The 25,495-nt window shown below is 72.4% G+C and carries 25 protein-coding genes and 1 pseudogene; 14 read left to right on the forward strand and 12 right to left on the reverse strand.

Annotated elements, in window-relative coordinates:
- A partial coding sequence (locus QIT00_RS33750; RefSeq protein WP_282539296.1) for a winged helix-turn-helix transcriptional regulator occupies positions 1–378 on the reverse strand: 378 nt, incomplete at its 3' end.
- A gap of 120 nt (positions 379–498) precedes the next feature.
- On the opposite strand from QIT00_RS33750, the gene QIT00_RS33755 reads away from it, so the two are divergent.
- A complete protein-coding gene (locus tag QIT00_RS33755) occupies positions 499–906 on the forward strand; it encodes a RidA family protein (RefSeq protein WP_282539297.1) in 408 nt (135 codons plus the stop codon).
- Positions 907–927: 21 nt separating this feature from the next.
- On the opposite strand, the gene QIT00_RS33760 is transcribed toward QIT00_RS33755, so the two are convergent.
- Positions 928–2,085, reverse strand: a complete 1,158-nt coding sequence (locus QIT00_RS33760) for a serine hydrolase domain-containing protein (protein WP_282539298.1) — start codon at positions 2,083–2,085, stop codon at positions 928–930.
- Between the two features lie 195 nt (positions 2,086–2,280).
- Between QIT00_RS33760 and QIT00_RS33765 the strand changes: the two are divergent.
- A pseudogene (locus QIT00_RS33765) lies at positions 2,281–2,886 on the forward strand (GNAT family N-acetyltransferase).
- A 140-nt stretch (positions 2,887–3,026) separates the two neighbouring features.
- On the opposite strand, the gene QIT00_RS33770 reads toward QIT00_RS33765, so the two are convergent.
- Entirely contained in the window at positions 3,027–3,893 is an 867-nt protein-coding gene (locus tag QIT00_RS33770) for an endonuclease I family protein (RefSeq protein ID WP_282539299.1), read from the reverse strand.
- A gap of 277 nt (positions 3,894–4,170) precedes the next feature.
- Here QIT00_RS33770 and QIT00_RS33775 point away from each other — a divergent pair, with 277 nt between their 5' ends.
- The 4 genes from QIT00_RS33775 (at position 4,171) to QIT00_RS33790 (ending at position 6,973) form a co-directional block, all read left to right on the forward strand.
- Entirely contained in the window at positions 4,171–4,650 is a 480-nt protein-coding gene (locus QIT00_RS33775; protein ID WP_282539300.1) for a hypothetical protein, read from the forward strand.
- Entirely contained in the window at positions 4,647–5,081 is a 435-nt protein-coding gene (locus QIT00_RS33780; protein WP_282539301.1) for a MerR family transcriptional regulator, read from the forward strand. The genes QIT00_RS33775 and QIT00_RS33780 overlap by 4 nt, the downstream gene beginning before the upstream one ends.
- 146 nt (positions 5,082–5,227) lie before the next feature.
- On the forward strand, positions 5,228–5,578 hold the full coding sequence (locus tag QIT00_RS33785) for a hypothetical protein (protein ID WP_282539338.1): 351 nt from the start codon (positions 5,228–5,230) through the stop codon (positions 5,576–5,578).
- A 123-nt stretch (positions 5,579–5,701) separates the two neighbouring features.
- Positions 5,702–6,973 carry an ROK family protein gene (locus QIT00_RS33790; protein WP_282539302.1) on the forward strand — a complete coding sequence of 424 codons (1,272 nt, stop codon included), beginning with the start codon at positions 5,702–5,704 and terminating at the stop codon, positions 6,971–6,973.
- 81 nt (positions 6,974–7,054) lie between these two features.
- Here the strand turns inward: QIT00_RS33790 and xylA are convergent, their stop codons facing one another.
- The 4 genes from xylA to QIT00_RS33810 all read right to left on the reverse strand — a co-directional run bounded on the left by xylA (position 7,055) and on the right by QIT00_RS33810 (position 10,669).
- Entirely contained in the window at positions 7,055–8,224 is a 1,170-nt protein-coding gene (gene xylA, locus QIT00_RS33795; RefSeq protein ID WP_282539303.1) for a xylose isomerase, read from the reverse strand.
- A 381-nt stretch (positions 8,225–8,605) separates the two neighbouring features.
- Positions 8,606–9,037, reverse strand: coding sequence for a VOC family protein (locus QIT00_RS33800; RefSeq protein ID WP_282539304.1), 432 nt, complete (start codon positions 9,035–9,037; stop codon positions 8,606–8,608).
- A 41-nt stretch (positions 9,038–9,078) separates the two neighbouring features.
- Complete coding sequence (locus QIT00_RS33805) at positions 9,079–9,594, reverse strand: MarR family winged helix-turn-helix transcriptional regulator (RefSeq protein ID WP_282539305.1); 516 nt, start codon at positions 9,592–9,594, stop codon at positions 9,079–9,081.
- Between the two features lie 70 nt (positions 9,595–9,664).
- The gene (locus QIT00_RS33810; protein ID WP_282539339.1) at positions 9,665–10,669 is read right to left on the reverse strand and encodes a PP2C family protein-serine/threonine phosphatase; all 1,005 of its coding nucleotides are present in this window, start codon (positions 10,667–10,669) and stop codon (positions 9,665–9,667) included.
- Positions 10,670–10,937: 268 nt separating this feature from the next.
- On the opposite strand from QIT00_RS33810, the gene QIT00_RS33815 reads away from it, so the two are divergent.
- From QIT00_RS33815 to QIT00_RS33830, 4 genes are all read left to right on the forward strand, one after another.
- Positions 10,938–11,441 (forward strand): nitroreductase family deazaflavin-dependent oxidoreductase, encoded by a 504-nt coding sequence (locus QIT00_RS33815; RefSeq protein WP_282539306.1) that lies wholly within the window; start codon positions 10,938–10,940, stop codon positions 11,439–11,441.
- Between the two features lies 1 nt (position 11,442).
- Positions 11,443–11,877 carry a hypothetical protein gene (locus QIT00_RS33820; RefSeq protein ID WP_282539307.1) on the forward strand — a complete coding sequence of 145 codons (435 nt, stop codon included), beginning with the start codon at positions 11,443–11,445 and terminating at the stop codon, positions 11,875–11,877.
- A gap of 110 nt (positions 11,878–11,987) precedes the next feature.
- Entirely contained in the window at positions 11,988–12,392 is a 405-nt protein-coding gene (locus QIT00_RS33825) for a RidA family protein (RefSeq protein WP_282539308.1), read from the forward strand.
- A 91-nt stretch (positions 12,393–12,483) separates the two neighbouring features.
- Complete coding sequence (locus QIT00_RS33830) at positions 12,484–12,795, forward strand: DUF6401 family natural product biosynthesis protein (protein WP_282539309.1); 312 nt, start codon at positions 12,484–12,486, stop codon at positions 12,793–12,795.
- A 108-nt stretch (positions 12,796–12,903) separates the two neighbouring features.
- On the opposite strand, the gene QIT00_RS33835 is transcribed toward QIT00_RS33830, so the two are convergent.
- From QIT00_RS33835 to QIT00_RS33845, 3 genes are all read right to left on the reverse strand, one after another.
- Complete coding sequence (locus QIT00_RS33835) at positions 12,904–13,680, reverse strand: mechanosensitive ion channel family protein (RefSeq protein WP_282539310.1); 777 nt, start codon at positions 13,678–13,680, stop codon at positions 12,904–12,906.
- 155 nt (positions 13,681–13,835) lie between these two features.
- Entirely contained in the window at positions 13,836–14,201 is a 366-nt protein-coding gene (locus QIT00_RS33840; protein ID WP_282539311.1) for an iron chaperone, read from the reverse strand.
- Between the two features lie 10 nt (positions 14,202–14,211).
- Complete coding sequence (locus QIT00_RS33845) at positions 14,212–15,393, reverse strand: acyltransferase family protein (RefSeq protein ID WP_282539312.1); 1,182 nt, start codon at positions 15,391–15,393, stop codon at positions 14,212–14,214.
- A gap of 472 nt (positions 15,394–15,865) precedes the next feature.
- On the opposite strand from QIT00_RS33845, the gene QIT00_RS33850 reads away from it, so the two are divergent.
- Positions 15,866–17,860, forward strand: a complete 1,995-nt coding sequence (locus QIT00_RS33850; RefSeq protein ID WP_282539313.1) for an ATP-binding protein — start codon at positions 15,866–15,868, stop codon at positions 17,858–17,860.
- A gap of 19 nt (positions 17,861–17,879) precedes the next feature.
- Here the strand turns inward: QIT00_RS33850 and QIT00_RS33855 are convergent, their stop codons facing one another.
- Positions 17,880–19,985 (reverse strand): SpoIIE family protein phosphatase, encoded by a 2,106-nt coding sequence (locus QIT00_RS33855; protein WP_282539314.1) that lies wholly within the window; start codon positions 19,983–19,985, stop codon positions 17,880–17,882.
- Between the two features lie 179 nt (positions 19,986–20,164).
- The gene (locus QIT00_RS33860) at positions 20,165–21,616 is read right to left on the reverse strand and encodes a purine-cytosine permease family protein (RefSeq protein WP_282539315.1); all 1,452 of its coding nucleotides are present in this window, start codon (positions 21,614–21,616) and stop codon (positions 20,165–20,167) included.
- Positions 21,617–21,684: 68 nt separating this feature from the next.
- Here QIT00_RS33860 and QIT00_RS33865 point away from each other — a divergent pair, with 68 nt between their 5' ends.
- The 3 genes from QIT00_RS33865 to QIT00_RS33875 all read left to right on the forward strand — a co-directional run bounded on the left by QIT00_RS33865 (position 21,685) and on the right by QIT00_RS33875 (position 25,449).
- Positions 21,685–22,350, forward strand: a complete 666-nt coding sequence (locus QIT00_RS33865; protein WP_282539316.1) for a TetR/AcrR family transcriptional regulator — start codon at positions 21,685–21,687, stop codon at positions 22,348–22,350.
- A 189-nt stretch (positions 22,351–22,539) separates the two neighbouring features.
- Complete coding sequence (locus tag QIT00_RS33870; RefSeq protein ID WP_282539317.1) at positions 22,540–24,162, forward strand: amidohydrolase; 1,623 nt, start codon at positions 22,540–22,542, stop codon at positions 24,160–24,162.
- Positions 24,163–24,501: 339 nt separating this feature from the next.
- Entirely contained in the window at positions 24,502–25,449 is a 948-nt protein-coding gene (locus tag QIT00_RS33875) for a choice-of-anchor P family protein (protein ID WP_282539318.1), read from the forward strand.
- The last annotated feature ends 46 nt before the right edge of the window (positions 25,450–25,495 follow it).

The raw sequence follows: 25,495 nt of genomic DNA on the forward strand, positions 1-25,495 counted from the left end.
GTCGAAGCGGCGGCGTGCCTCCTCGATGGCGCCGATGTGCCGGTGGGTCCAGTCGCACATGGCGCCGACGGTGGCGCGCAGGCCCCGGCCCGGTCCGGTGAGGGTGTACTCGACGCGCGGCGGCACGGTGGGGTGGACGCGGCGTTCGACGAGGCCGTTGCGCTCCAGCATGCGCAGGTTCTGCGTGAGCATCTTGTGGCTGATGCCCTCGATCTCGTCGCGCACCTCGCTGAAGCGGCGGGTGCGGTCGCCGAGGGTCTCGATGATCAGGAACGCCCACTTGTTGGCGACGTCGGAGAAGATCTCCCGTGCCAGCGAGTCGGCCCGTCTCAGATCGGCCGCGTCCTCGGGAGGGCCGTTGAACTGCTTGGTCACCATCTGGTTCCTCGGTCACGGAAAAGTGCGTTCTTCCACGTCGTCGCCGACTCTCCTACGGTTCCCGAGTAACCACAAGTGACCACGGGCGCCCCGCGCCACGCCCTTCGAGGAGCACGCACCATGGCCATCACTCTCGTCGACCCCCGCGGACTGCCCGAGATCGGCGCGTACCGGCAGGTGGCCGTCGCGACCGGATCGCGCCTGGTGTTCGTCGCCGGGCAGGTCTCCTGGGACGCCGACGGCACCACCGTCAGCGAGGGCGACCTCGCGGCGCAGGTCGAGCGCTGCTATCTGAACGTCGCCACCGCGCTCGCGGCGGCGGGCGGCTCCTTCGCGGACGTCGCGAAGCTGACGGTGTACGTCGTGGACTGGGCCCCGGAGAAGCTGCCGCTGTTCCTGGACGGGGTGTCCCGCGCGGCTGCGAAGCTCGGCGGGACGCCGGTGCCTCCGGGCACGCTGGTGGGCGTCGCGGCCCTCGACGTGCCGGAGCACCTGGTCGAGGTGGAGGCGACGGCGGTACTGGACTGAGGCGCCGCCCGATGGCCGGGTTCAGTCGCAGAGCGCGGCCTGCTGCGCCCGAGCGAGGGCCTTGCTGCGCGGCACCGGCGGCTCGCCCCGCAACTGCGCCCCGATGTCGAAGACATTGACCGCGAGGACGAGTTGGCGTTCCCCGTCGGCGGTGGTGAGGGCCACGCTGGTGTAACCGGGACCGGCGCCGTCGCTCCCCCAGGCGTGTACCGTCCCGCCGTCGCAGGGCACCTCCCGGCGCTGCACTCCGAGCCCGTACGCGGGCGCGTCCGGGAAGTCCACGGTGGTCAGGAGCTCGCGCTGCTGGGCGGGTGGCAGCAGCCGGCCGGAGAACAGTGCCCGGTGGAAGCGTGCGAGGTCGTCGAGGGTGGAGACCATGGCGCCCGCGGTCCAGTCGTACGACGGGCTGAAGCGGGTCATGTCCTCCCCGTCGAGGTCGTATCCGTGCAGGTGGGGGCCGCGCACGGCCGGGTCGGTGGTCGGCAGGGAGGTGTCGCGCAGGCCGAGCGGGGCAAGGATCCGGCGGCGGATCTCGGCGCCCGCGCCGCGGTGCGTGACGGCCTCGATGACGAGTCCCGCGACGAGGTAGTTGGTGTTGGAGTACGCCCACCCGGTGCCCGGCGCGAACGCGGGCTCGTGGCGTACGGCCCGGGCGATGACGGCACGCGGCGGGTACACGTGGTCCCGGTCGCCGTCCTTGAGGTAGGGGTCGAAGAACGCTGCTTCGGTGGTCGGGTCGTAAAGCCCCGAGGTGTGGTTGAGCAGGTGCCGGACGGTGATGGCGTGCCCGTCGTTGCCGTGTCCCCGGACGACTCCGGGCAGCCATTTCTCCACGCTGTCGTCGAGCGAGAGCCGCCGCTCGCCCTCCAGCTGGAGCAGCACGGTCGAGACGAAGGCCTTGGTGTTGCTGGCGATACGGAACCGCTGTCCGGGGTGCGCGCGCTCACCGCTCGCCGTGTCCGCGAGCCCGGCGGCCGAACGGAGCTCCCGCTCTCCGTTCCTGGCGTACGCGACGGCGCCGGGGAACCCGTCCGCGACTGCGCTCTCAAGTGCCGTGCGGAGGCGGGGAGTTGTCGGCGTGGGCTCCGAGGCCGCTGCTGCGGTGCTGTGCGGACCCACCGCCATCAGTGCCACCGCACACACCAGGGTGGTCCCCATCCGTACACGTGCCGTCTTCACTCGTCACCCCGTCTGTCGCGCCGACGGCGCCCTGTGCCCCGTCGTCCTCCCAGAGTCCCCGGCGGGCGCGCCCCGCGCCCTCCAGCGGGCGCCCGACCCGCTACGGGGGTTGTCCCCACCCTCGTACCGCCGCGCTCTCCAGCCGTGCGCGGCCCCGCCGCAGACGAAGATCAACAGGTGTGCAGAATGAGCGGTATGCCGAAAATCAACGCCACGACCAAGGCGACGTCCGGCGACGCCGAAACGATCAGCCGCACCCTCGCCCTGGCCTTCGACGACGACCCAATGATGCGCTGGTTCTTCCCCGAGGACACCACCCGCGAGGCAGGACTGCGCCGCTAGTTCCACACGCTCTTCACCCGGCAGTACGGCCTGCACGGCGTGTGTGAACGCACGGACGCCGCGGCCGCGTTCTGGGTGGCGCCGGAGGGCCGGGAGAAGGCCGTGCCGGACGCCGGGACCGTCCAGGAGCTGCAGGACATCCTCGGCGACCGCGCCCCGGTGTTCCGCGCCGCGGTCGAGGCCGCGGCGGAGCACTCGCCGAAGGAGCCGCACTGGTACCTCGCGGTCGTCGGCGCCGACCCGGCCGCCCGAGGCCAGGGCCACGGCTCGGCCCTGCTCCGCTCCGGCCTCGCCCAGGCGGACGCGGCGGGCCTGCCGGTCTACCTGGAGTCCTCGAAGCCGGACAACCTGCCGTTCTACGAGCACTACGGCTTCGAGGTACTCGGCGAGGCCCGACTCCCGGGCGGCGGCCCGGCGCTGTGGCCGATGCGCCGCGCGCCCCGGCAGGCCGGTGCCTGAGCAACCGTCCCCGGCCTGGCGTCAGGAAGCCCCGGCTTGGCGGCAGGAAGCCCCGGCCTGGCGGCACGAAGGCGTCCTACGGTCCTACGGCGTCCCTCAGGCCCGACGCGTGCGCCTAGCAGCCTCCGGGCGGCGAATCGTTACTTCCAGATGTCCGCGACCCATTCGGGGTGATCGATGAACGGGTTCCGGTTGTGCTGGACCTCATCGAAGATGACCTGGTTGCGGCGCTTCTCGAAGTCGTCCGGCGGGTCCTCGTCGTTCCACTGCTTGAGGACCGAGAGGCGGCCGATGGCGGGGGCGGAGCCGTTGCCGACCTGGTCGTTGGGCTCCAGGTCGGCGAAGCCGTCCTCGCCGTCGTAGCGCACGGCCATGTAGAGGATCATGCGGGCGACGTCGCCCTTGACCTGGTCGCGCGGCTCGTACGAGTCGTCGTCGGTGAAGTTGCCCGGCGCCTCGGAGAGTTCCTCGCCGCCGTTGTCGAAGTCCTTGCTGCCGCGCGTGCTGTTGACCGACACGTCGGTCGGGCGCAGGTGGTGGACGTCGGTGCCCGGACCGGTGGACGTGCCGAAGTCGCCGTGGGACTTGGCCCAGACGTGCTCGCGGTTCCATTCGTCCGGGTTGCCGCCGTTGGTGTCCTTGGACTGGGAGCGGCCGGTGTAGAGCAGGATCACGTTGGACGTGTTGCCCGGGTCCTCGTCCGTCTTCTTCAGGGCGTCCCAGACCTGGTCGTACGAGAGCTTGGTCTGGTCGCTGATGATCGTGTGCAGCGCGGCCTTCAACTCGGGGCCGGTCTTGCCGATCGCGTCCTTGTAGTACGTGTCGTCCAGGGCCTGGACGGGGGTGCGGGCGCCGGAGTCGGCGGGCCCGCTGTCCGTGGCGCTGTCGGTGGCGCTGTCCGTGGCGCTGTCGGTGGCGAAGGCCACGGAGGGGACGGCTATCGAGGCGGCGGCGGCTGCGACGAGCAGCGGGCGGCGCCAGCGGCGGCGTGCGGAATGAGCGGACATGTCGTGGGGGTGTCCTCTCCCGGATCGGCAACGGTGACACCAACACTCGTCCCCCGAAGAGCAGTTGACGAAGCATCGGCCCACGCACCCTGCCACGTTGCCCGGGTTCTGCGGTAGCCGCGACATATCTGTTCCATGCCGAACACGTAAACACCCGTTCCCACGCTTGCGGGTGCGACGAGGCCGGGTGTACGTGCCCCGCGCGGCCCGGACTTGACCCTGCACCGCGGTGCGGGACTTGACCCTGCACCGCGGTGCAGGGTGCACCGTGACCGGCATGACCACACAGCACGGCGCCCCAGGCCGCCGCACACCCGACGCCGTCCGCATCGGCGCCTTCTACGATCTGGCCGTCGCCCTCCCCTTCACCACCCCCTGGACCGCGTCGCTCGCCCTCGACGCCGTCCGCGCCGCGCACACGGGACTCGGCCTGCCGGGCCTCCCTCTCGCCCCTTTCGGGCCCGAACACCTGCTGTTCGTCACGTTCTTCGGCGTACTGGTGACGATGTGGGCGGTGGTGCGGCTCGTACGGCGTGACGACGCGGTGACCGGGATCGCGGACACCGTGGGGCGGGCCGCGTTCGCTCTGCTGATGACGGCCGCCCTGGTCGCCGGGGCGACGCCCGTGCTCGGAGCGTTCCTCGTCGTCGAGGTCGGCTTCCTACTGGCGCAGGCACGGCAGTTGACACGGCACCGGAGCCCCCGTACACGTACGGACGCAACCGCCGCACGCACCCAGGAGACGGTCAGCCCGTGAATTCCGCCGAAGCCGCCCGCGCCGCCGACGTACCACCGAGCACCCTGCGCTACTACGAGCGCCGCGGCTTCCTGGCCCCCGTGCGCGACCCGCACTCCGGGTACCGGCGGTACACCGAGGCGGATGTGCGTCGGGTCCGATTCGTGCAGCGGGCCCAGGAGTTGGGCTTCGGGATGGGCGACGTCGCGGCCTTCCTGGCGCTCGCTCGGGACGGTGCGGTGCCGTCCGCGCGGCTGCGCACGGTCGTCGACGCGAAACTCCACGACCTGGACGAGCGCATCGCCGACCTCACCAGGATGCGCACAGCGCTCGCCCACCTCGCCGACGCGGGCGAGGTGGGCGGGTCCTGCGCATGCCCGGTCGAGGCGGCCCTCGTGGACGGCGGGGCGGAGATCTCGCCGTCCACTGCCCCGGAGATCTCTACGAGTTGACCCGGCGGCACCGAGTGCGATTAACGCCCGATTCCTTCCACCGTGTGATCCGTGGCCGATCCTGCAACCGCCTCCAGGCGTCCGCGCCTCTCATGCGGTGCCGTCGACGACGGCGCCCCGTAGCGAAGGAGAGCGTTGTGCACGCGATGACTGACCCTCACGTAGCCGACTCGACGTTCCGCACCTGGCCGCAGGACGACTTCCTCCTCCCGCCGCCGAACCCGGCCCAGCGCCTGGACGCCTTCCCCGAGCCGTCCGCCGCGCCCACCGTGCCCGCTGTGCCCGCTGTGCCCGCTGTGCCCGCCTTGCCCACCTTGCCCTCCGTGCCCTCCGTCGCGTCGGTGCTCGACCCGCGCGATCTGCGCCGCCTCGAACTCAACGCGGCCCTGACGGCGGCCGGGATCGCCCCGCTGCCCGGCGACCGCGAGGCCATTGACCAGCTCAGCGCCCTTCCGCACACCGTCCACGAGGCCCTGCACCGCTGGCTGACGGCCTGAGGCGGCTGCGGCCGCCGGGCGCCCGCGCCCTGGCCCGCCACCAGCACCAGCACCAGCACCAGCACCGGCACCGGCACCGGAAGATCCCCGCTGTCCGACCCGCCCGCTAGGCTCGGCCGCACGATGAGCAACCACCTCGCGCCCCTGGAGCCCAAGGCCGACAAGGCCGCCGTGCGGCGGCACAACCTGAGCCTGGTGCTGCGGGCCGTGCACGACGAGGGCGAGACGACACGGGCGGCCGTCGCCGGGCGTTCGGGGCTGACGCGCGCGGCCGTGTCCTCGCTGGTCGAGCAGTTGCTCGCGAGCGGCTTCCTCAGCGAGTCCGGGAAGTCGTTCAGCGGCCAGGCAGGCCGCCCCGGCACGGTCCTGAAGGTGGCTCGTACGGGCCTCGCCGGCGTCGGCGTGGAGATCAACGTCGACTATGTGACGGTCTGCGTCGTGGACCTCTCCGGTACCGATCGCGTGCGCCTGACCGAGCACCTCGACAACCGGGGCGCACCGCCCGCCGACGTCCTCGACCGGGCCGCCCGGATCACCGCGCGGGCGCTGGAGTCGGCGGGCGCGCGGGAGTTGCGCCCGGCCGGGGCGCATCTGGCGCTGCCCGGTCTCGTGTCCGGCGGAACCGTCCGGCAGGCCCCGAACCTGGGCTGGAACCGGGTGGCCGCCGAGGGAATCTTCGCCCAGGCCCTGTCCGGCCTGCGGCTGCGGCGGTCCCCCGAGGACGCACCGCGGCCGCTGCCGGTCGGCTCCGGCAACGAGGCGGACGCGGCGGCCCTGGCCGAGCTGTGGTTCGGCGGCCGCGGCGACGACCGAGGGCGCGGGCCGCGCGGCTTTCTGTACCTCTCGGGCGAGATCGGCATCGGCGGCGCCCTCGTCGTCGACGGTGAACTGCTGCGCGGCGCCCACGGGTTCGCGGGCGAGATCGGGCACGTGGTGGTGGACGAGGACGGCCCACTGTGCCGCTGCGGCTCGCACGGCTGCCTGGAGCAGTACGCCGGGCAGGCGGCGCTGCTGCGCGCGGCCGGCCTGGCCGAGGACGCGGGCCTGCCGGGCGTCACGGAGCTCGAACGCCGCGCGCGGGACGGGGACGGATCAGCGGTCGCCGCGATCACCGGCGCGGGGCGCACCCTCGGCCTGGTGCTGTCCGGCGCGGTGAACCTCTTCGACCCGGAGGCGGTCGTGCTCGGCGGCACCTTCCGCCCCCTGATGCCGTGGCTGGCTCCGCCGATCACTGAGCGCCTTGAGCGGCGCGTGGTGTCGGGCCTGTGGACCGAGGACAGCGGCCGACTGCGCGCCTCGTCCTCGGCCGCCGACGCGGCGCGCGGCTCTGCGGCCCTGGTGGTGCGGGACGTCCTCGCGGACCCTCTGGCGTACGCGGAACGGGCGGAGTCCTGACCTCCCGTACAGCCCCGGGCAGGCGGACTCTCGTGTCGAACCGCCGTACGCCAGTGGGGAGTTGAGGCCGCGAGGGCGGGCTCAGGCCACCCCGAGCAGATGCTCCATCGCCAGCTGGTCGAGGCGTTCGAAGGCCATGGACCGGTCGGCGGCCGCGGGCACGTCGAAGGCCTCGTACGCACCCCGGTCCGCGAGCAGGCCGGACAGGCCGTCCGCCGCGGTGGGTTCGGCGAGTTCGTGGAGGCGGGAGTCGCGCAGCGCCTGTCGCACGGCGGGGTCGGCGCGGAAGGCGGCCGCGCGCTCCTTGAGGATCAGGTAGTTCCGCATGCAGTTCTTCGCGGACTCCCACACCCCGTCGAAGCCGTCGGTGCGCACCGGCTTGAAGTCGAAGTGGCGCGGCCCCGCGTACCCGGCGTCCTCAAGGAGGTCGACGAGCCAGAACGCCTGGCGCAGGTCGCCCGCGCCGAAGCGGAAGTCCTGGTCGTACTTGATGCCGGACTGGCCGTTGAGGTCGAGGTGGAAGAGCTTGCCCGCCCACAGGGCCTGCGCGATGCCGTGCGGGAAGTTGAGGCCGGCCATCTGCTCGTGGCCCACTTCCGGGTTCACGCCGACCAGTTCGGGGCGCTCCAGGCGTTCGATGAAGGCGAGGGCGTGGCCGATGGTGGGGAGCAGGATGTCGCCGCGCGGCTCGTTCGGCTTCGGCTCGATGGCGAAGCGCAGGTCGTAACCCTGGTCGGTGACGTACTCGCCGAGCAGGTCGAAGGCCTCCTTCATCCGGTCGAGGGCGAGCCGCACGTCCTTCGCGCCGCCCGACTCTGCGCCCTCGCGGCCGCCCCAGGCGACGTAGGTGGTGGCGCCGAGTTCGACGGCGAGGTCGATGTTGCGGATCGTCTTGCGCAGCGCGTACCGGCGCACGTCGCGGTCGTTGGCGGTGAAGCCGCCGTCCTTGAAGACGGGGTGCGTGAACAGGTTCGTGGTCGCCATCGGCACCTTCATGCCGGTCGCTTCCAGGGCGGAGCGGAACCGTTTGACGATGGCTTCGCGCTCGGCGTCGGAGGACCCGAACGGCACGAGGTCGTCGTCGTGGAAGGTCACTCCGTACGCGCCGAGCTCCGCGAGCCGTTCGACGGACTCCACGGGGTCGAGGGCGGGCCGGGTGGCGGTGCCGAACGGGTCGACGCCCTGCCAGCCCACGGTCCACAGGCCGAAGGTGAACTTGTCGTCGGGGGTCGGGGTGAAGCGGTCCGTCATGGTCGCCCCTTCTGCGCCAGCAATTTGTTTTCCATGCTTACTAATGCGCAAGCAGACTCTCCCGTCAACCCTGGGGTACGAGAACGGCACGCTGCCCGCCGCACACCGTGACCGGGACGGACGGTGCCCGCCGGACCGACCCCGAGGTGTGGTGGCGGGCAGGCGCCGCCGCCCTCGCGCACGCGGCGGTCACGGATACGGACCCGGTCGCGGTGGCCCGGAGCTGGAACCTCGGCGAGGTACGCGAACTGCCACCGCTGGAACGGGACATGGGCACCTGGGAGCGGATCGGATCGGATCGGTCCTCGAACAGGCACGGGCACGCTCCTCGGCTGACCGGACCCGCGCCGACACCCCGTACGCCGTACCCGCCCCGCCGCCTCACACCGCGAAAACCTGCCCGTCGTCCGCGAACGCCTTGAACTCCAGCGCGTTGCCCGCGGGGTCGAGCAGGAACATCGTCCACTGCTCGCCCACCTGGCCCTCGAAGCGGACGTACGGCTCGATCACGAACTCCGTGCCCGCGTCGCGCAACCGCTGGGCGAGCTTCTGGAAGTCGGGGATCGTCAGGATCAGACCGAAGTGCGGTACGGGGACGTCGTGGCCGTCGACCGGATTGCGCACACCCTCGGGGCGTGCGGGGGCGAGGTGGGTGACGAACTGGTGGCCGTGCAGGTTCCAGTCGACCCAGGTGTCCGCGCTGCGGCCCTCGTCGAGCCCGAGGACCTCGCCGTAGAAGTGGCGGGCCGTGGTCAGGTCGTCGACAGGCATGGCCAGGTGGAACCGCGGGATGGATGCGCCGAGTTCGGTCATGGCGGTGCCTTTCCGTGTGCTGGTCGGGGCGGGCAGGTCGTTCACTGGGCCCAGCCCAAGGGGTGCGGGCCCGCGGCCTCGTCGGCCGCCGGGGCCGGTGGTTCGCCGCTCGCCTCGCTGAACGCGGTGAGCGCGGCGACGAGGGCCGCGCGGCGTTCGGGCGTGAGGCGTTCGACGATGGTGGCGATCTCCTGGCGGCGGCGTGCGGTGACGTCCGTGACGATGCGGCGGCCGTCGTCGGTGAGCTGCAGCAGCGTCTCGCGGCGGTTGTCGGGGTTGACGCGGCGGTCGGCCAGTCCCGCGGCGATCAGCCGGTCGACCATGCGCATCGCCGTCGAGGGCGCGACGCCGAGCAGCTCGGCCAGGTGGACGAGTTTGGTGGCGCCGCGGCTGGAGAGCACCATCAGCATCCGGAACTGCGGCAGCGTCACCCGGTCCTCGACGGCGGCGAGCGAGCGCGCGGAGACGGCTACCAGGACGCGGGACGCCGTCAGCACGGCCCGCGTGACCTCGTCCACGTCGACCGCACCCTCGTCCGCGCCGTTTCGATCAGCCATACCTCTTTGTACCGCGCGGCCCCGCACCCCCGACACCACACACCTCGCCGTGCACAGCGGGCGCCGCGCCTCACCCCCGCTGATAGCGCAGCAGCAGCATCGCCGCGTCGTCGTGCGGCGGGCCGCTCGCATGCCGGACCACGTCCTCCCGCAGCGCCTCCAGGGCCGTCTGGGCGTCGGGGTCCTTGAGCAGTCCGGCCCGGTCCTCCAGCGGGTAGAAGGTCCCGGCGGCGTCCCGTGCCTCGGTCACGCCGTCCGTGTAGAGCAGCAGCTGCTCGCCGGGGGCAAAGCGGACCTCGTACGGAATCGGCGGTTCGCCACCGTGCACGCCCAGGCCGAGCGGCAGCGCGTACGCGGGCGGCGGGGGGAACTCGACGGTTCCGTCGCCCCGTACGAGCATGGGCGGCGGGTGGCCGCAGTCGACCAGGACGAGCCGTTCCTCGTCGGCGCGGATCTCGGCGAGGACGGCCGTGACGAACTTCTCGCCGTTCAAATCCCGTGCCACGCTGCGCTCCAGGCGCGCGGCGAGCGCCGCCAGGTCGGGTTCCTCGTGCGCGGCCTCGCGGAACGAGCCGAGGACGAGCGCGGCGGTCTCCACGGCGCCGAGTCCCTTTCCCTGTACGTCGCCGACGATCACGCGCACGCCGTACGGCGAGGCCACGACCTCGTACAGATCGCCCCCGATCCGGGCCTCGGCGGCGGCGGACGTGTACGAGACGGCGACGCGGAGCGGTCCGGCGCTGCGTGGCACCGGGCGCAGCAGGACGCGCTGGGCGACCTCGGCGACCGAGCGGACGCTGGCGAGTTCGGCCTCGCGGCGCCCGCGCATCACGGCCGCGGCGACGCCCGCGACGGTGACTCCGGCGACCGAGACGAGGGCCGTGTAGCCGCGCCGGGTGTCGAACAGGCCGTTGTAGACGCCGAGTCCGAGGCAGAGCAGCAGCGCGACCGCACCGGTCACGGCGGTGCGCCGCCAGGTGCCGATCAGGCCGGAGAAGGCCGGGCCGAGCGAGACGAGCGGCAGCAGGCCCACGCCGGGCCCCCCGATCACGTCGGCGACGGTCACGACCGTCATCACCCCGGTCGGCAGCCAGGTCAGCACGGCACGGGCCTCACGGCGACCCTCCGTACGGCCTTCCCGGTAATCCGCAGCGGTCACGGCACCCCCAGCCAGGTCGTCGCAGATGCGCAAGTGCGTTTTCCGCACGAACTGTACGGCCACCCATGGCGGGCGGCCCTCTCCGCGTTTAGACTATGCAAAGATTGCGTGGATCCATTGCGGACACCGGGTGCTCGTTACCCGATCGAGTCCGGCGAACGACCTGTCGGGGGAAGGGGCGTCGATGGCATCCGACCAGGGGGCAAGCCGCGGGCGGCCCCAACTCCCGCGCGGCTGGCGGCGACTGCTCGCCAGACTGCCCATCGCTCTGTACCGCGTGGGCCTCGGCCCGCTGTTCGGCGGGCGGTTGCTGCTGCTCCATCACGTCGGCCGCAGCACCGGACTGGACCGGCGCGTGGTCCTGGAGGTCGTCGCCCACGACCGTGAGCACGGCAGCTGGACCCTCGCCTCCGGCTTCGGCCCCAAGTCCGCGTGGTACCAGAACCTCCGCAGGACGCCGACGACCACCATCCAGGTCGGCAACCGCCGCCACCGGGTCACCGCGCGATTCCTCAGCGAGGACGAGGGCGGCGAGGTCATGGCCCGGTACGCGCCACGGCACCCGCGCACCGCCCGCCGGTTGTGCGCGTTCATGGGCTTCGACGTGGACGGCAGCGTGGAGTCGTACCGCGAAGCGGGCCGCCGGATCCCGTTCGTACGCCTCGACTCATCCCCCGGGCGCGGTTGACGTGCGCCGGGATGGGGAGCCGGGCCCGCCGGACGACGTGTGGCAGAGGTTCCTGCACGACAGCGAGGCCGCGATACGCCGGACCGCACCCAAGGAGCCCTCCGCGCGGGAGCGCGCGGCCGCGCCCGTGACGGCGGTCGCACCCCCGGCCGCGGGCGGGGACGCCGTCGGCGAGCTGTGGCATCCGCGCCCGGAGCGGGAGCGGGCGGCGTGGCGCGACCTCGACGGCCGTGGCCGACTCGGGCGCACGGCGCGTACGGTGGGCGCCGCGGCCGTGTTCGTCGCGGTTCTGGCGACGGTGTCGCTGCTGTCCAACGCCCCGGCCCCGCGGGGCGACCGCCCCGGAGTCGTCCTCCAGGAGTCGGAGCCCGCGCCCACGGAACGACCGACGGCCGAGGTCTCCCCGTCCCCCGCGGCCTTCTCCCCACCGAAGTAGCCGAGGCCTGCAACGGAATGACCAACTCCGCTTTCAATGACTTGGAGTTGACACCCGACCAGACCTCCCGCGGCGGAATACGCACGCGCGTACGGGCGTTGGGAGCAACCATGACCAAGGATCACCGCACCATCACCAACCCGCCCGCGCTTCACGACCCCACCCCGTTCGGCTACAGCCACGCGGTCTCCGCACCCGGCGAGCAGGTCTTCATCGGCGGCCAGTACGCGTCCGACGCCACCGGCGCCGTCGTCCCCGGCCCCTTCGCCGAGCAGGTGGAGCTGGCCTTCGACCACCTCCTCTCGGCCCTGCGGGGGGTCGGCCTCGGGTACGAGAACGTGGTGCGGCTCGGTACGTTCATCGTCGACCACGACCTGGACAAGCTGCAGGTGCTCGGCAAGGCCCTGCAGTCCCGCTTCGGCGACCGGCTGCCCGCCCAGACCCTGAGCGGCGTCGCGTCCCTCGCCCTGCCGGGGATGTTGTTCGAGGTGGACGCGGTGGCGGTGCGGGGGTAGCGGGCCGCGCGGCCGGTCGGTTCGTCCGGCGTGACGCAGCTCATGCCCGTTTCGGGTATTTCGTGGACCGGGCGCGGCCTACCGTTGACGGGTGTTTTCGTTGGCCGAGATCAGCAGTGCGTACCGGACGCGGTTCGCGGAGTTCGCATTCGAGCCCGCGTTCGTCGCCCTGGTCGATCAGCATGTCGCTGACGTACGTACGCGCCTCGGCGCCGACGGCCCGGAGCTCGAACCCCCGGCCCCGGACGCCGAGCGGCTCGGGGACTACGCACTCGGGTTCCTGGACGCGCTGACCGAGATCGACTGGCGTGAGCCCGTCGGGCACGACTACGCGGTGTGCCGGCTGACCGCCATCAGCTGGCTCGTCCACGCCTACGACCTGCTCCCCGAAGTCAGGGACTGACGGGACGGACCCGCCCCGAGACAGCCGTCGACCCCGTCCGCCCGAGGCCCGGAACAGTGCCGGGACTCGGGCGGACGGGGTCGATCGCGTTGCCGTGCGGGCGGAGCCTCACATCTCGGGGCCCATGGGGCGCCGCTGCTCGCGCTCCTGCACGGGCTGGTTGGTCATCGCGTCCTCGCGGCCCGCCTGGTAGTCCGAGACGCCGGGGCGGACGCGGTTCGTCTCGCGTTCGGCGCTGTCCAGCCACCGCTCCCAGCGCTGCCGCATCGGCTGGATCATGCCTCCGCCGACGCCGACGATGAGGATGCCGGCCACGGCCGCGAGGCCGGCGATCAGGATCGGCTGGGTCACCGCGGTGGCGATGCCCGCCTGGCCCAGGGCCGCGATCACGCCGATCACCACGATGGCCGCCCAGACGATCTTGCCGACCATCTCCCCGTACGAGGCGCGGGACAGGGCGCTGGTGACGATCGAGCGGACCGCGTTGGCGATGGCCATGGCGATCACGACCAGGGCGACGGCGACGATCGCGCGCGGCAGCCAGGCGACGATGCCGTTGATCATCGTGCTGATCGGGTTCGGACCGAAGACACCGAGGGCCAGCTGGAGCGTGATCAGGATCAGCGCGTAGTAGATGATCTTGCAGACGAGGCCCGTGAGGTCGAACTTCGACCCTTCGAGCATGCGCGCCGCACCCGACCGCTCCGCGAGCCGCTCCGAGCCCACCTTGCGCAGCACCCTGTCGAGCACCCGGACGATCAGCCTGGACACGAACCAGCCGATGGCCAGGATGACCAGGAAACCGATGAGTTTCGGTACGAACTGCGCGATCTTGGACCACGCATCGTCGAGACCCTGCGTGAAATTGACGGCGAGTATGTTCATGGGAGCCCTTCGTCCGGTGCGGTCCCCTTCCACATGATGGGCAAGCTCCCACGCCGAGCGCCGCGAAATGATGACCCATACGGATGACACCCCGGCCCCCGTTGCCGCCGTCGGCGGCGGCGCGCTACCGGATCAGCGCGAGGACGACCACGACGTCAGCAGACCGGGCCCGGCCGGGCGGCGACGGCGCGCAGCAGGTCGCGTACGAGATCGAAGTCGATCCGCGCGGCCCCGCGGAAGCGGAGGCAGCCCTTGCCCATGTCCTGGGCGGCCAGCCGGTCGGCGAACTCCTGCCGGACGTCGTCGCGCATCAGATAGAACGAGATGTACTGCTTCTGGCTCGCGAACGCGATCTCGCCGCGGCCGTCCCGTTCGTAGGCGGGCATGCCGTACGCCATCACCTCCGTGAAGCCCGCGAGTTCGGTGCGGCACAGCCGCCGCAGCCGGGTCAGCGCCTCGCGCCGCTCCTCGGGCACCTCGGTGAGGTACGTGTCCACATCCGCCGCCCTGCTCTGCACCATGCCCTTGAGCCTACCGATCCGCGGTCCGAACGGCCTGGGCCTTCCGGGGCCGGAGCGCGGGCTCGGCCGGGGCCGGGTGGTCGGGGACCGGCCTGGTGCCGTCGGCCTGGGCGGCGATCTTCGGCTGGTCGGGGTCGAGATAGGGGCGGCGCCAGCGGAGGAAAGGCCGTTCGATGCCGTGGAAGGTCACCGCGGAGATGGCCAGGCTGACCGGCAGCACACCGAGAACCGTGGTGAAGAACGCGTCCCACACGGGATTTCCGGTCGGCTCGATCCAGCGGTTACGGGCGAGAAATACCGTGATGACGAGAAAGTGCAGGAGATAGAGCGAGAAACTCATCTCGCCGACTTTCGCTACGGCCCGGGAAGCCAGGCAGGTCGAGGTCACCGTGGCGACGTACGTGAGAACGAGCAGCGCCCAGACGAATCCCTCGACATCGATCCAGATGAGCCGTACGGTGCGGCCCTCCTGATAGGCGTGGCTGCGGTTGAAGGCCCAGATCGTGACGATCGCGAGTGTGGAGGCGATCAGCACTTTCGCCGGCCCCCGGAACCGGTCGCGGTGATGGACGAAGAGCCAGGCGGCGAGCATTCCGAGCAGGAACTGGTCGATACGGCCGGCGAGGCTGTAGTAGAGCAGGTTGTTCGCGGCGATCTTGCCGCCGCCGGAGAGCCAGACGAGGGCGCGGATCACCGCGATCGCGGCCATCAGCTGGACGAGGGCGGTCGGGCCGCGGCGCGTGAGGATCCTGCTGAGCAGCGGAAACAGCAGGTAGAACTGCAGCTCGACGGCGATCGCCCACCACATGTGCGAGACATTGCCGAGGTGCAGCGAGCCCGGCAGATTGCCGAGGCCGATGAGCGACTGCAGGACGGACAGCAGATCCGCGTCGGCCCGGTACGCGCCGGTTCCCATGATGATCAGGACCACATAGAGCGGGAAGATCCGCAGGACGCGATTGCCGAGAAAGCGGCCGTAATGGATGTCCTTGTCCAGGGTGCCGATCGTGAAGATGAATCCGGAGAGCACCATGAAAAGGGCGACGCCGGTGTGCCCTTCCGCGACGAGCGCGCCGAAGGGATTGTCCGCGTAGAGCCAGCCCTCGCGGTCCCTGTCGATCTCGGTGAGCATCATGTACGTGCCGTGGTAGAGGAGCACGAGCACGGCTGCGAAGGCACGCAGGTGATCCACCGACACGAGGTACTGACGGTTACTGCTCCGCACGAAGGGGTCGACCTCTCACACATCGTGTCGCGAGCACACGCGACGGAGAACGGGCGCGAAGTCACAGCGTCACCGAAGCAAAAGCCATATGAACGCCAATACTCTTTACACGCGCAAGAAATCACCCACACGCATTCAATTTCCGGAGGCCGATTGCTCCGGAGCGGTCAATTCTCGGCGCGCGGCGGCCCGGGACCCGGCCGCCGCAAGGGGTGTCCGTACCTCCGAGCAACGGCCGGACGGGCGAGGAGCGTTGTCCGTACGCGCGTTCCCTTCGTCGCCGCCCTGAGTGAGGGAGGGTGCGGGGTCGCTACCCCGCGCGGCCCGAACCCGTTCCCTCTGTGGTCGGCTCACTGCAGGAGCGTTCCTGCGGCCGGATTCGGCCCGGGAGACGCAGTACGTCTCGCGCCGGTGCACGGAAGTGATCAGGAGCAGGACAGTGTTTGACCGCCTTCGCGGCTCGTCCGTTCGGCACGGCCGAGGCCAGCGGCAGCGCCGGCCGGGAACCGGCGCGCCGGGCGAACTGGTCGGCAGGGACGAGGAGTTGGCGCGCCTCGACGGGCTCCTGGACCGGCACCGCCTGGTGACCGTGACCGGCGCGGCCGGGGTCGGCAAGAGCCGCCTCGCCCGTGCGGCGGCGGGGCGGCGCGAGGTGGAGGTGGTCCGGGCCCGCTGGTGGACCGAGGGCCCGGCCGGCGGCCCGGACGCCCTCACCGGAGTGGCCACGGCACTCGGCCTGCCCGTCACCGCCGGATTCGACGAGGTAGCCCGAGCCCTGGACGGCGGGCCGCGGCTGCTCGTCCTCGACGACGTCGACCCGGTGCGCGGCGGCTGCCTCGCCCTCGTCCAGCGGCTGTTGCAGACGCTGCCCGGGCTGCGCGTCCTCACGTCCGGCCGGCAGCCGCTCGGCCTGGGCGAGGAGGAGGTGCTGCGACTCGGCCCGCTCTCCCTCGTACCGTCCGGCGACGGCAGGCCGAGTCCGGCGGTCCGGATGTTCCTGTCCCGGCTGCCTCCGGGGGCGTCGCAGCGGATCGGTGCGGGCGCCGCGGGCCGGACCGTGCTCGACATCTGCGCGCGGGTGCAGGGGGTGCCGCTGGCCCTGCGCCTCGCGGCCGAGCAGGTGGGCCGACGGCCATCGGCGGAGGTGGCCGCCCTGGTCGAGTCCGCGCAGTGCCGGCTCGCCGGGGACGCCGCCGGGACCTGGCGGCACCGCTCGCTGCACACCGCGCTCGGCGCGAGCTACACCCTGTGCGAACGGGCCGACCGCATCACCTGGGCGCGGCTGAGCGTGCTCGGCGGCGACTTCGACGAGGACACCGCGGTGCGCGTGGCCGCCGGCGGGCAGTTGCGCGCGCGGGACATCCCGGCCGGCCTGGCCCGGCTCACGCTCGCCTCGGTCCTGGAGCCGGTGCGCGACCCCGGTGGCGTACGGCCCGGGCGGTACCGGATGGCGGTCGCGGCGCGGGAGTTCGGCTTCGAGCGGCTGCGGGACGCGGGCGAGGCACCCGAGGCGGTGGAACGGCACCTGCTGTGGTGCCGGGACGCGGCCGAGTCCGCGCAGCGGCTGTGGCAGGCGGGGCTGCAGCAGCAGGCGATCGCGCTCGTACGCGCCGAGGAGGCGAATCTGCGGGCCGCGCTCGTCCGGTCGCCGCGGACGGCGGCGCAGGCCGAGACCGCGCTGCACGCCGTGGTGGCGCTCTGGTTCTGGTGGGGCGTGTGCGGGCGCACCGGGCAGGGCCGCTCCTGTCTGCAGCGGCTGCTTCCTCTCTGTCCGGAGGTGTCGCTGCTGCGGGCGCGGGCGTTGTGGCTGGCCGGGTGGATCGCGGTGCGGTCCGGGGAGGACGACGCGGCCGAGGCACTGCGCGAGGCCGGTGAGATGGCGGTGCTGGTCGGCGACGACACGACCCTTGGTCATGTCGCTGACGCGTCCGGGGTGCTCGCGGCGTTCGCGGGCGACCGGGAGCTTGCGGTCGCCTGCCTGCGGGAGGCGGTGCAGCTGATTCCGGAGGAGGTGTTCTACGGGCCCTCGGTGGCGCACAGTTGGGCGGTCCTCGCCTGCAACCAGGCACACACCTCGCCCGCCGCGGCCCGCCGTTCCGTACGCCGCGCGGTGGCGCTGCGGCGCACCCGCGACGACCGGTGGGCGCGCTGCGTGACGGGGTACGCGCTGGCCTTCGTGGACCATCTGGCGGAGCGGCCCTCGCGCGCCTGGCGGCGGGCGCGGCGTGCGCTGAACGACGCCGAGGTGCTCGGCAACCCGCTGGGGACGGTCGTCGTGGAGCGGCTGCTCGCCGAGATCCAGCGCGTTCCGGCCTCGGCCCCGCCCCTGCCGGACCGTCGGCTCGTACCGCGGAAGCGGCCGGGCTCGCCGACCCGGTACGCGGAGCCCGGCGGCGACGGCCGGCTCGCGCGCGGGGGCGCGCGCCCGCGCTGACCCGGACAGGCCCCAGCGGTCAGCTGCCGTCGGCCGGGGGAAGGGGGTGCGTACGGGCGATGAGGACGGCCACGTCGTCCGGGTCGCCGTGGCGGCGGAGCTGGGTGAGGAGGAGGTCGCAGGTCTCCTCCAGGGAGCGGCGCGGCTGGTCGAGCAGGTCCAGGAGGGTGGCGAGGCGGGTGCCGATGTCCTCCTCGCGGACCTCCACCAGGCCGTCGGTGTAGAGCAGCAGCTCGTCGCCGTCGGTGAGGGCGAACTCGGCCGCCTCGAACGGCACTCCGCCCACGCCGAGGGGTGCGCCGGTCGGCAGGGAGAGCAGCTGCGGGCGTTCGTCCGGGCGGCACAGGACGGGCGGAAGGTGGCCGGCGGTGGCGATGCGGCACCGGCCGGTGTGCGGGTCGTACTCGGCGTACACGCAGGTGGCGAGGGTCTCGTCGAGTTCGCCCGCGATCCGGTCCAGGTGCGTGAGGACGTCCGCGGGTGCGAGGCCGAGACCGGCCAACGTGCGGGTGGCGGTGCGGAGTTGGCCCATGGAGGCGGCGGCGTTGATGCCGCTGCCCATGACGTCGCCGACGACGAGGGCGGAGCGCTCACCGGCGAGGCGGATGACGTCGAACCAGTCGCCGCCGACCTCGCCCGCGGTGGTGGCGGGCTGGTAGCGGTACGCGATGTCGAGGCCCGGGGGTTTGACCGGCCGGTGCGGCAGCAGGTGGCGTTGCAGGGAGAGCGCGGCGTGGCTCTGCTGCTGGTAGCCGCGGGCGTTGTCGATGGCGACGGCGGCGCGGGCGGCGAGCTCCCCGGCGAGCAGCAGGTCGTCGTGGTCGAAGGGCAGCGGGTTGCGGGTCCTGGCGAGGGTGAGGGCACCGAGCACGGTGCCGCGCGCCCGCAGCGGGATCGCCATGTACGAGTGCACCCCGGCCTCTTCGAGCAGCGCCGACACGTCGCGGTCGCGGCCGATCCGGGCGAGGTCCTGCTGCCTGACGTGGGCGATGAGGGTGGGGCGTCCGGAGCGTACGCACTGGGCGACGAGGCGGTTCGACTCGTACCGGGAGGTCCGCCCGGCGGGTTCGGAGGCGCGCTCGGCGAAGGTGGGGTGGGCCGCGCTGGCGACGGCGACCGCGCGGACGAGGCCGCCTCCGGAGGCGGGCGGCCGGGCGGGGCTGCCGAACTTCAGGACGCTGTCGAGGAGGTCGACGGCGGCGATGTCGGCGAACTCGGGCACCAGGCAGTCGGCGAGTTCCCGGGCGGTGCGGTCGAGGTCGAGGGTGGTGCCGATGCGTTCGGTGGCGTCGGCGATCATCGCGAGGCGGCGCTGGGCGCGGGCGGCGGCGGTGGCGGCGCGGTGCTGTTCGGTGATGTCGACGACGGACACGGCGAGGCCGATGACCCGCTTCTGGCCGGGGTCCTCCAGGCGGTGCAGGGACACCGACCAGGCGTGCTCGGTCTCCGGGTCGGCGGGGGTGCGGCCCACGGTGAAGGTGTCGAGGGACGGGGTGCCGGTGGCGAGCACCTCGTGCATCGCGGACTCGACGGCCTCGCCGTTGAGGAACGGCAGCGCCTCGGAGACGGTGTGCCCGAGGTGCTCGGCGGCGGGGATGCCGTTGATGCGTTCCAGGGCCGGGTTGACCATGACGTACCGGAGATCGGTGTTCATCACGGCGAGGCCGATCGGGGACTGGCTGAACAGGCGCAGGGAGAGTGCCAGGTCCCGCTCCATGCGCTGCAGGGTGGCGCGCTCGGAGGCGAGCCCGAGGGCGTAGACGTTGCCCCGCTTGTCCTCCAGGCGCATGTTGCGGAACTCGGCGAGGCGGGTGCCGGTGTCCTTGTGGCGTACGGGGAAGACCCCGGCCCAGGGTTCGCCGCTGGCCATGACCTCGGTGAAGAGGGAGAGGACCAGGTCGAGGTGTTCCTCGTCGACGAGGATCCGGGCGGCGGGACGGCCCAGGGCCTCGGCGGCGGTGTACCCGAAGAGGGTCTCGGCCTGGGGGCTCCACAGGGCGATGCGGCCGTCGGCGTCGAGGACGACGGCGGCGACGCCGAGCACGTCGAGGAGGCCGCCCGGTTCCAGGAGTGGGCCGGAGTCCTCCGGGTCGGGTCCGGGAGGCAGAGCGTCCGCAGCACGCATCGGTCCGCTCCCTTCTCCTGTCGACCGCCGCCTGTCGGCCTCCCGAGTCTCCCCCGATGTCGCGTCTCCTGTCTGCCCTCCGGCGCGGCCGAAGATCTCTCCATCATCCCCATCGGGTGGGGCGGTCGCCATTCGCGTACGGAGACCGGCGGGTAAGGGGCGCGGCGGGGTGCTCGGGGTCAGGTCCTCTCGATGTGGTGCGGGCCGCCGAGCGGGGTGCGCATGAGGAGGACATACAGGACCGGAGAGACGACGAGGCCGACGGGCAGGGCGACGTCGATGCCGTCGAGGGCCTGGGCGATCGGGCCGGTGTACAGGGTGTTGACGCTCAGGGCGGAGGCGGTGACGCCGCCGGTCAGGGCGCAGGCACCGGCCCAGTTGACGCCGCCGCGGTACCAGAAGGGGCTCCGGCGGGACTCGTCGGTGAGCGCGGAGCCGTCGTACCGGTTGCGGCGCAGCACGATGTCGGCCGCGTAGATCGACATGCTCGGGCCGAGCAGGACGACGGTCAGCTGGAGGATGTTGCTGACGGTGTCGAGGAAGTTGGAGACGAGGAGCGCGTACAGCGTGAGGGCCACGGCGGCCGCGCCGTCGACGAGGACGCTGTACGAGCGGCGGATGCGGACGCCGACGGCCTGGAGGGCGAGACCGGCGCTGTACGCGGTGAGGGCGTTGATGGCGATGGTGCCGAGGACGAGCGCGACGAGGAAGAGGGGCGAGAACCAGCTCGGCAGGATCGATTCGAGGGCGGTCTGCGGGTCGCTCATGTCGAGCGTGGTGGCCGCCATGGCGCCGAGCCCGGAGACGAGCACTCCGGGCAGGAAGGCACCGAGTGCCGTCCAGCCGAGGACGGCCCTGGCGGAGCTGGCGCGCGGCAGGTAGCGGGCGAAGTCGGCGCTGGTGGTGTACGAGAGCGGCCCGGAGGCGATGAGTGTGACGCCCGCGAGCAGCACGGCCCACAGCCGGGTGCCGGTGAGCGGTGCGGCGGGAGCGTACGAGAAGTCGGTGTGGCGGACGACGGCGATGCCGACGGCGATGAACACCGCGGTCAGGACGAGCGTGATCGGCAGGTAGAGCCTCAGGATCAGGGCGTGGCCGTAGACGCTGATGGTGAGGGTGAGGACGGCGATGACGATCACGACGGCGATCTGCACGCCGGTCGTGGCTCTGATCCCGACGCGTTCGACGAGGGCGAAGCCCGCGGTCGCGGCGGCGGCCAGGTTGAGGGCGAAGTAGCAGACGGAGATCATCCAGCCGGTCACGGCGTTGTTCACGCGGTTGCCGCGGACGCCGTAGAGGGCGCGGGTGATGACCTCGCTCGGGGTGCCGGAGGCGGGCCCGGAGATGGCGAGGAACCCGGTGAGCAGCCAGCAGAGGTTGCCCACGACGATCACCGCGAGGGCCTGCCGGAGGTTCAGGCCCATCAGGACGAGAGCGCCGCCGACCACGAGGCTCAGATACGTCACGCCGGCCGCGGCCCAGACGGCGAACAACTGGCGCGGCCGGCCGTGGCGTTCGCTCTCGGGAATGTGGTCGATGCCGTGCGCCTCGACATGGCCCGCGCGCTCCGATCCGGCCGGGTGGGCCGACTCTCGCGCGGCGGGACGCGGTTCGGGAAGTGTGGACGCCATGGCCCCTCCGGGTGCTCGTACTATCCACCTGCTTGCTTATTGGTCGAGCACTCAATAGCATCCCTCGTATGCCGTCAAGCGTTCAGCGCAAGCGAGTCAGAAAAACTCCAGCCGCCCGACGTGCGGAAATCGTCGCCGCGGCCGCCCGGGTGGCACTGACCGAGGGCCTGGAGTGCATCACGCTCCGCCGGATCGCCGAGGATCTCGACGTACGCCCCGGGCTCATCAGCCACTACTTCCCGTCGGCCGAGGAACTGGTGGCCGAGGCCTTCGGCCAGGCCGCGGGGCGCGAGCTCGACGCACTCCTGCCGAACGAGCGGACCGAGGGCTCCCCCGCCCACTACCTGGCCCGTTTCTTCGCGCTCGCGACCGGCGCCGCGTACGACGACGTCTCCCGGCTCTGGATCAACGCACGGCATCTCAGCCGCTACCGGCCGGCGCTGCGCGAGCGGGTCGGGGTGCAGGAGGCGGCCTGGCGCGAGCGGTTCACCGCGGTGATCGAGGACGGCGTGCGGGACGACGGATTCCGTACCGACAGCCCGGTCCTGACGGCCATTCACATCCTGGTCGTGCTCGACGGACTCGGCGCCCAGGCCAACTCCCGGACTGTAGACCGCCCCCAGGCCGTCGCCCTGCTGGCCGTGACCACGGCAGAGCGCGAACTCGGCCTGGAGAGCGGGACGTTGAGCCGCCTCGCCGACGAGCTGACCGAGGCGGACCTCGCTCGGGACTAGGGCATGTCCGTAAAGTCCCTCCCCCAGCCTTCGGCCGGGAGGTGCCCCCAGAACAGGGGGGACCCCCATGACCCCGCAGGGCCCGCCCTCCGGGCGGACGACGGGACTTCACGGACACGACCTAGCCCGGGACGAGCCGCACTCCTGACCCCCCGCAGCCCTCCCCCCATACCCCCTCCTGGAGCCTTCGTGCGCACTCCCCTGGCCCTCCTCTCTGCCCGCCTACTCGACCCGCTGTCCGGCGAACCCCTGCCGCAGACCGCGCTCGCCGTGTCCGACGGGCGGATCGCCGCGCTCGGCGACGACCGGGAGATCCGCGCCCTCGCCGACGCCTCGACCGAGGTGATCGACCTGGGCGGCGCCGTCGTCACCCCCGGCCTGGTCGACGGGCATCTGCACCCCGTCTCCGGCGCGGAGATGACGCAGGGCCTCGACCTCTCGGGCTGCGCGAGCCTCGACGACGTACGGGAGGCCCTGGCGGCCGCCGTACGCGAGCTGCGGCGCGGGGAGTGGCTGCGCGGGTGGGGGCTCGACCCGAACGTGTTCGGGGACCTGCCCGTCGAGTCGGCCGCGCTCGGGCCCGTCCTCGACGGCGTGCCCGCGCTGCTCCAGCTCTTCGACGCGCACTCGATGCTGGCGAGCCCGCGCGCCCTGGAGCTCTCCGGCGTGGACGGGCCGCGGCGGTTCGACCAGGCCGCCGAGGTCGTCTGCGACGCGGCGGGCAGGCCCACCGGGCTGCTCCTGGAGGACGCGGCCTGCGAGCTGGTCGAACGCGCCACGCCGCAGCCGACCCGCGCGGCGCGCCGGGCCCGACTCGCCGCCGTACTGCGGGAGATGGCCGCTTCGGGGCTGACCGGCGGGCACGCCATGGACGCGGGCGGCGACAGCCTGGCCTTCTACCGCGAGCTCGACACGTCGGGTGAACTGCCGCTGCGGCTGCGCGTCGCCCCGTGGTGCCAGCCGGGCGTGGACGCCGACGGGGTCCGTGCGCTCGTCGGGCAGCAGGGCGTCGGCGGTGCGCTGTGGCGGGTGGACGGCGTGAAGCTGTTCATGGACGGCACGATCGACAACGGCACGGCGTGGCTGGAGCGCCCCGACTGCCACGGCGAGTCCACGCACGCCTTCTGGCCCGATCCCGCGGCCTACACCCATGTCATCGCCGAGCTGCACCGGGCCGGTGTGCCCACGGCGACCCATGCCATCGGCGACGCGGCGGTGCGGCACGCCCTCGAAGCGGTGGCCCTCGCGGGCGGCGGCCGGGACTCGGGCGTACGGCATCGGGTGGAGCACATCGAGACCGTGCCGGACGACACGCTGCGGCGCTTCGCGGAGCTCGGCGTCGTGGCGTCCATGCAGCCCACCCACTGCTGCGACTTCACGCGGGCCGACCACAGCGACAACTGGTCGCGGCGGCTCGGCGAGGAGCGGGCCGCGCGCGCCTGGCGCTGCCGCGACCTGTGGGACTCGGGGGCCACGGTCGTGCTCGGCTCGGACTGGCCGATCGCCCCCTACCCTCCGCTCCAGGTCATGGCGGGGGCCCGCCACCGCCGCCCGAGCCGTGATCTGACGCAGCCTCCGCACGGACCGGAGCAGGCCCTCACCGCACTTGAGTCGCTGCGGGCCATGACGGTCAACGCCGCGTACGCGGCGGGCGAGGAGGACCGGGCCGGGCGCCTCGCGGTCGGGCACCGCGCCGATCTGACGGTGTTCGCGGAGAGCCCGCTGACCACCGACGCCACGGAACTGCCGGATCTGCCGGTGCTCCTGACGGTCCTCGACGGCCGCGCGACCCACCGGGCGGCCGGGCTCTGAGAGCTGCGGCCCGATGTCCCTTGTCCCGCAGGGGAGTTGAGCGGGTGCCGCTTGCCTCGGGCGACCGGCCGCGCGCGTACACCGCCGGTCGCGGCGCGGGGGGCGGTGGAGCGGTGGAGCGGTGGAGCGGTAGCACCGCGCCACGCCGAAGGCGATTCACCACTCAGGTGAATAAACACACTATTTGACTGCGTATCGGATAGATCGCTCCCTTCGGGCGGGTATCAGTGGCCGACGTCGGACGCCGTGTCCGACGTCCAGGGGACGCGCGTCTCCACTCCGGCGCCCCACAGCCCCGGCGGACACCCGCGCGCTCCTGGTCCTCACGAAGGGAAAGTCATGGCCTCAGTCACAATGGGTGTGGTGGGTCGGGCCGCGCTCGGCACCGTTTTCGCCGCATCCCTGGTCGCGACCACCGCCGGCACGGCGCACGCCGCCCCGGGTATGAGCTCGGCCTACGGCGCCAAGGCCTCGCTCGGTCCGATCAAGCTCCCCGAGGTGATCAAGTCCCGGTTCACCGCGGGTCCCTCGTCCGACACCCTCGCCCAGCTGACGGTGCCCACCGTCGGCACGGTCAGGGCCGTCGAGACCACCGCGACCGGCAACGCCACGTACGGCACCACCCGGTCGAGCGCGAAGACGGCCGCGGTGCGGCTCAACCTCCGGCTCGCCGCGGTCAGCGCCGACGCGATCGGCGCGACCTGTTCCGCCAAGCCCGGCTCGCTCCCGGTGGGCAGGACCCTCATCGTCAACGGCGCCGCCAAGACGCCGATCGGCGCGGGCAACGTGAGGTTCCCCGCCAACCCGGCGCCCAACACCAGGCTGACGCTGCCCGCGGGTCTGGGCTCGGTGACCCTGAACGAGCAGATCAGGAAGCCCGACGGCTCCCTCACCGTCAATGCCGTGCACGTCAAGGTGGCACCGGCGTCTCCGCTCAAGGGCGACATCGTCCTCGCCTCGGCCACCTGCAAGCCGGGCAAGGCGGAGAAGAAGGGCGCGATCACCCCCTACGCGGTCGACACGTACGGTGACCGCGTCGGCGGCGTCGCCTTCGAGCTCAAGAAGTACCCGGAGCGCGCACTCGCCCCCTCGTGCACGGGCAACTCCATGGGCTACTGCACCTTCCCGAACCTGTCGGCGGGCAAGTACGCGGTCTGCGCGACCGACGTCCCGGACGGCTACAAGATGCCCAAGCCCCGCTGCAGGGGCGACATCGTCGTCGACGGCAACCACCGCTACGTGCGCTTCGTGATCCCGGAGGAGGAGGGCAAGGGCAAGCAGGACTGACGTCCGCTCCCTGAACGGGGCGGGGGGGGCGGCTGATGGGCCGCCC

The organism is Streptomyces luteolus, from assembly GCF_029968015.1.
Lineage (GTDB): Bacteria > Actinomycetota > Actinomycetes > Streptomycetales > Streptomycetaceae > Streptomyces > Streptomyces luteolus.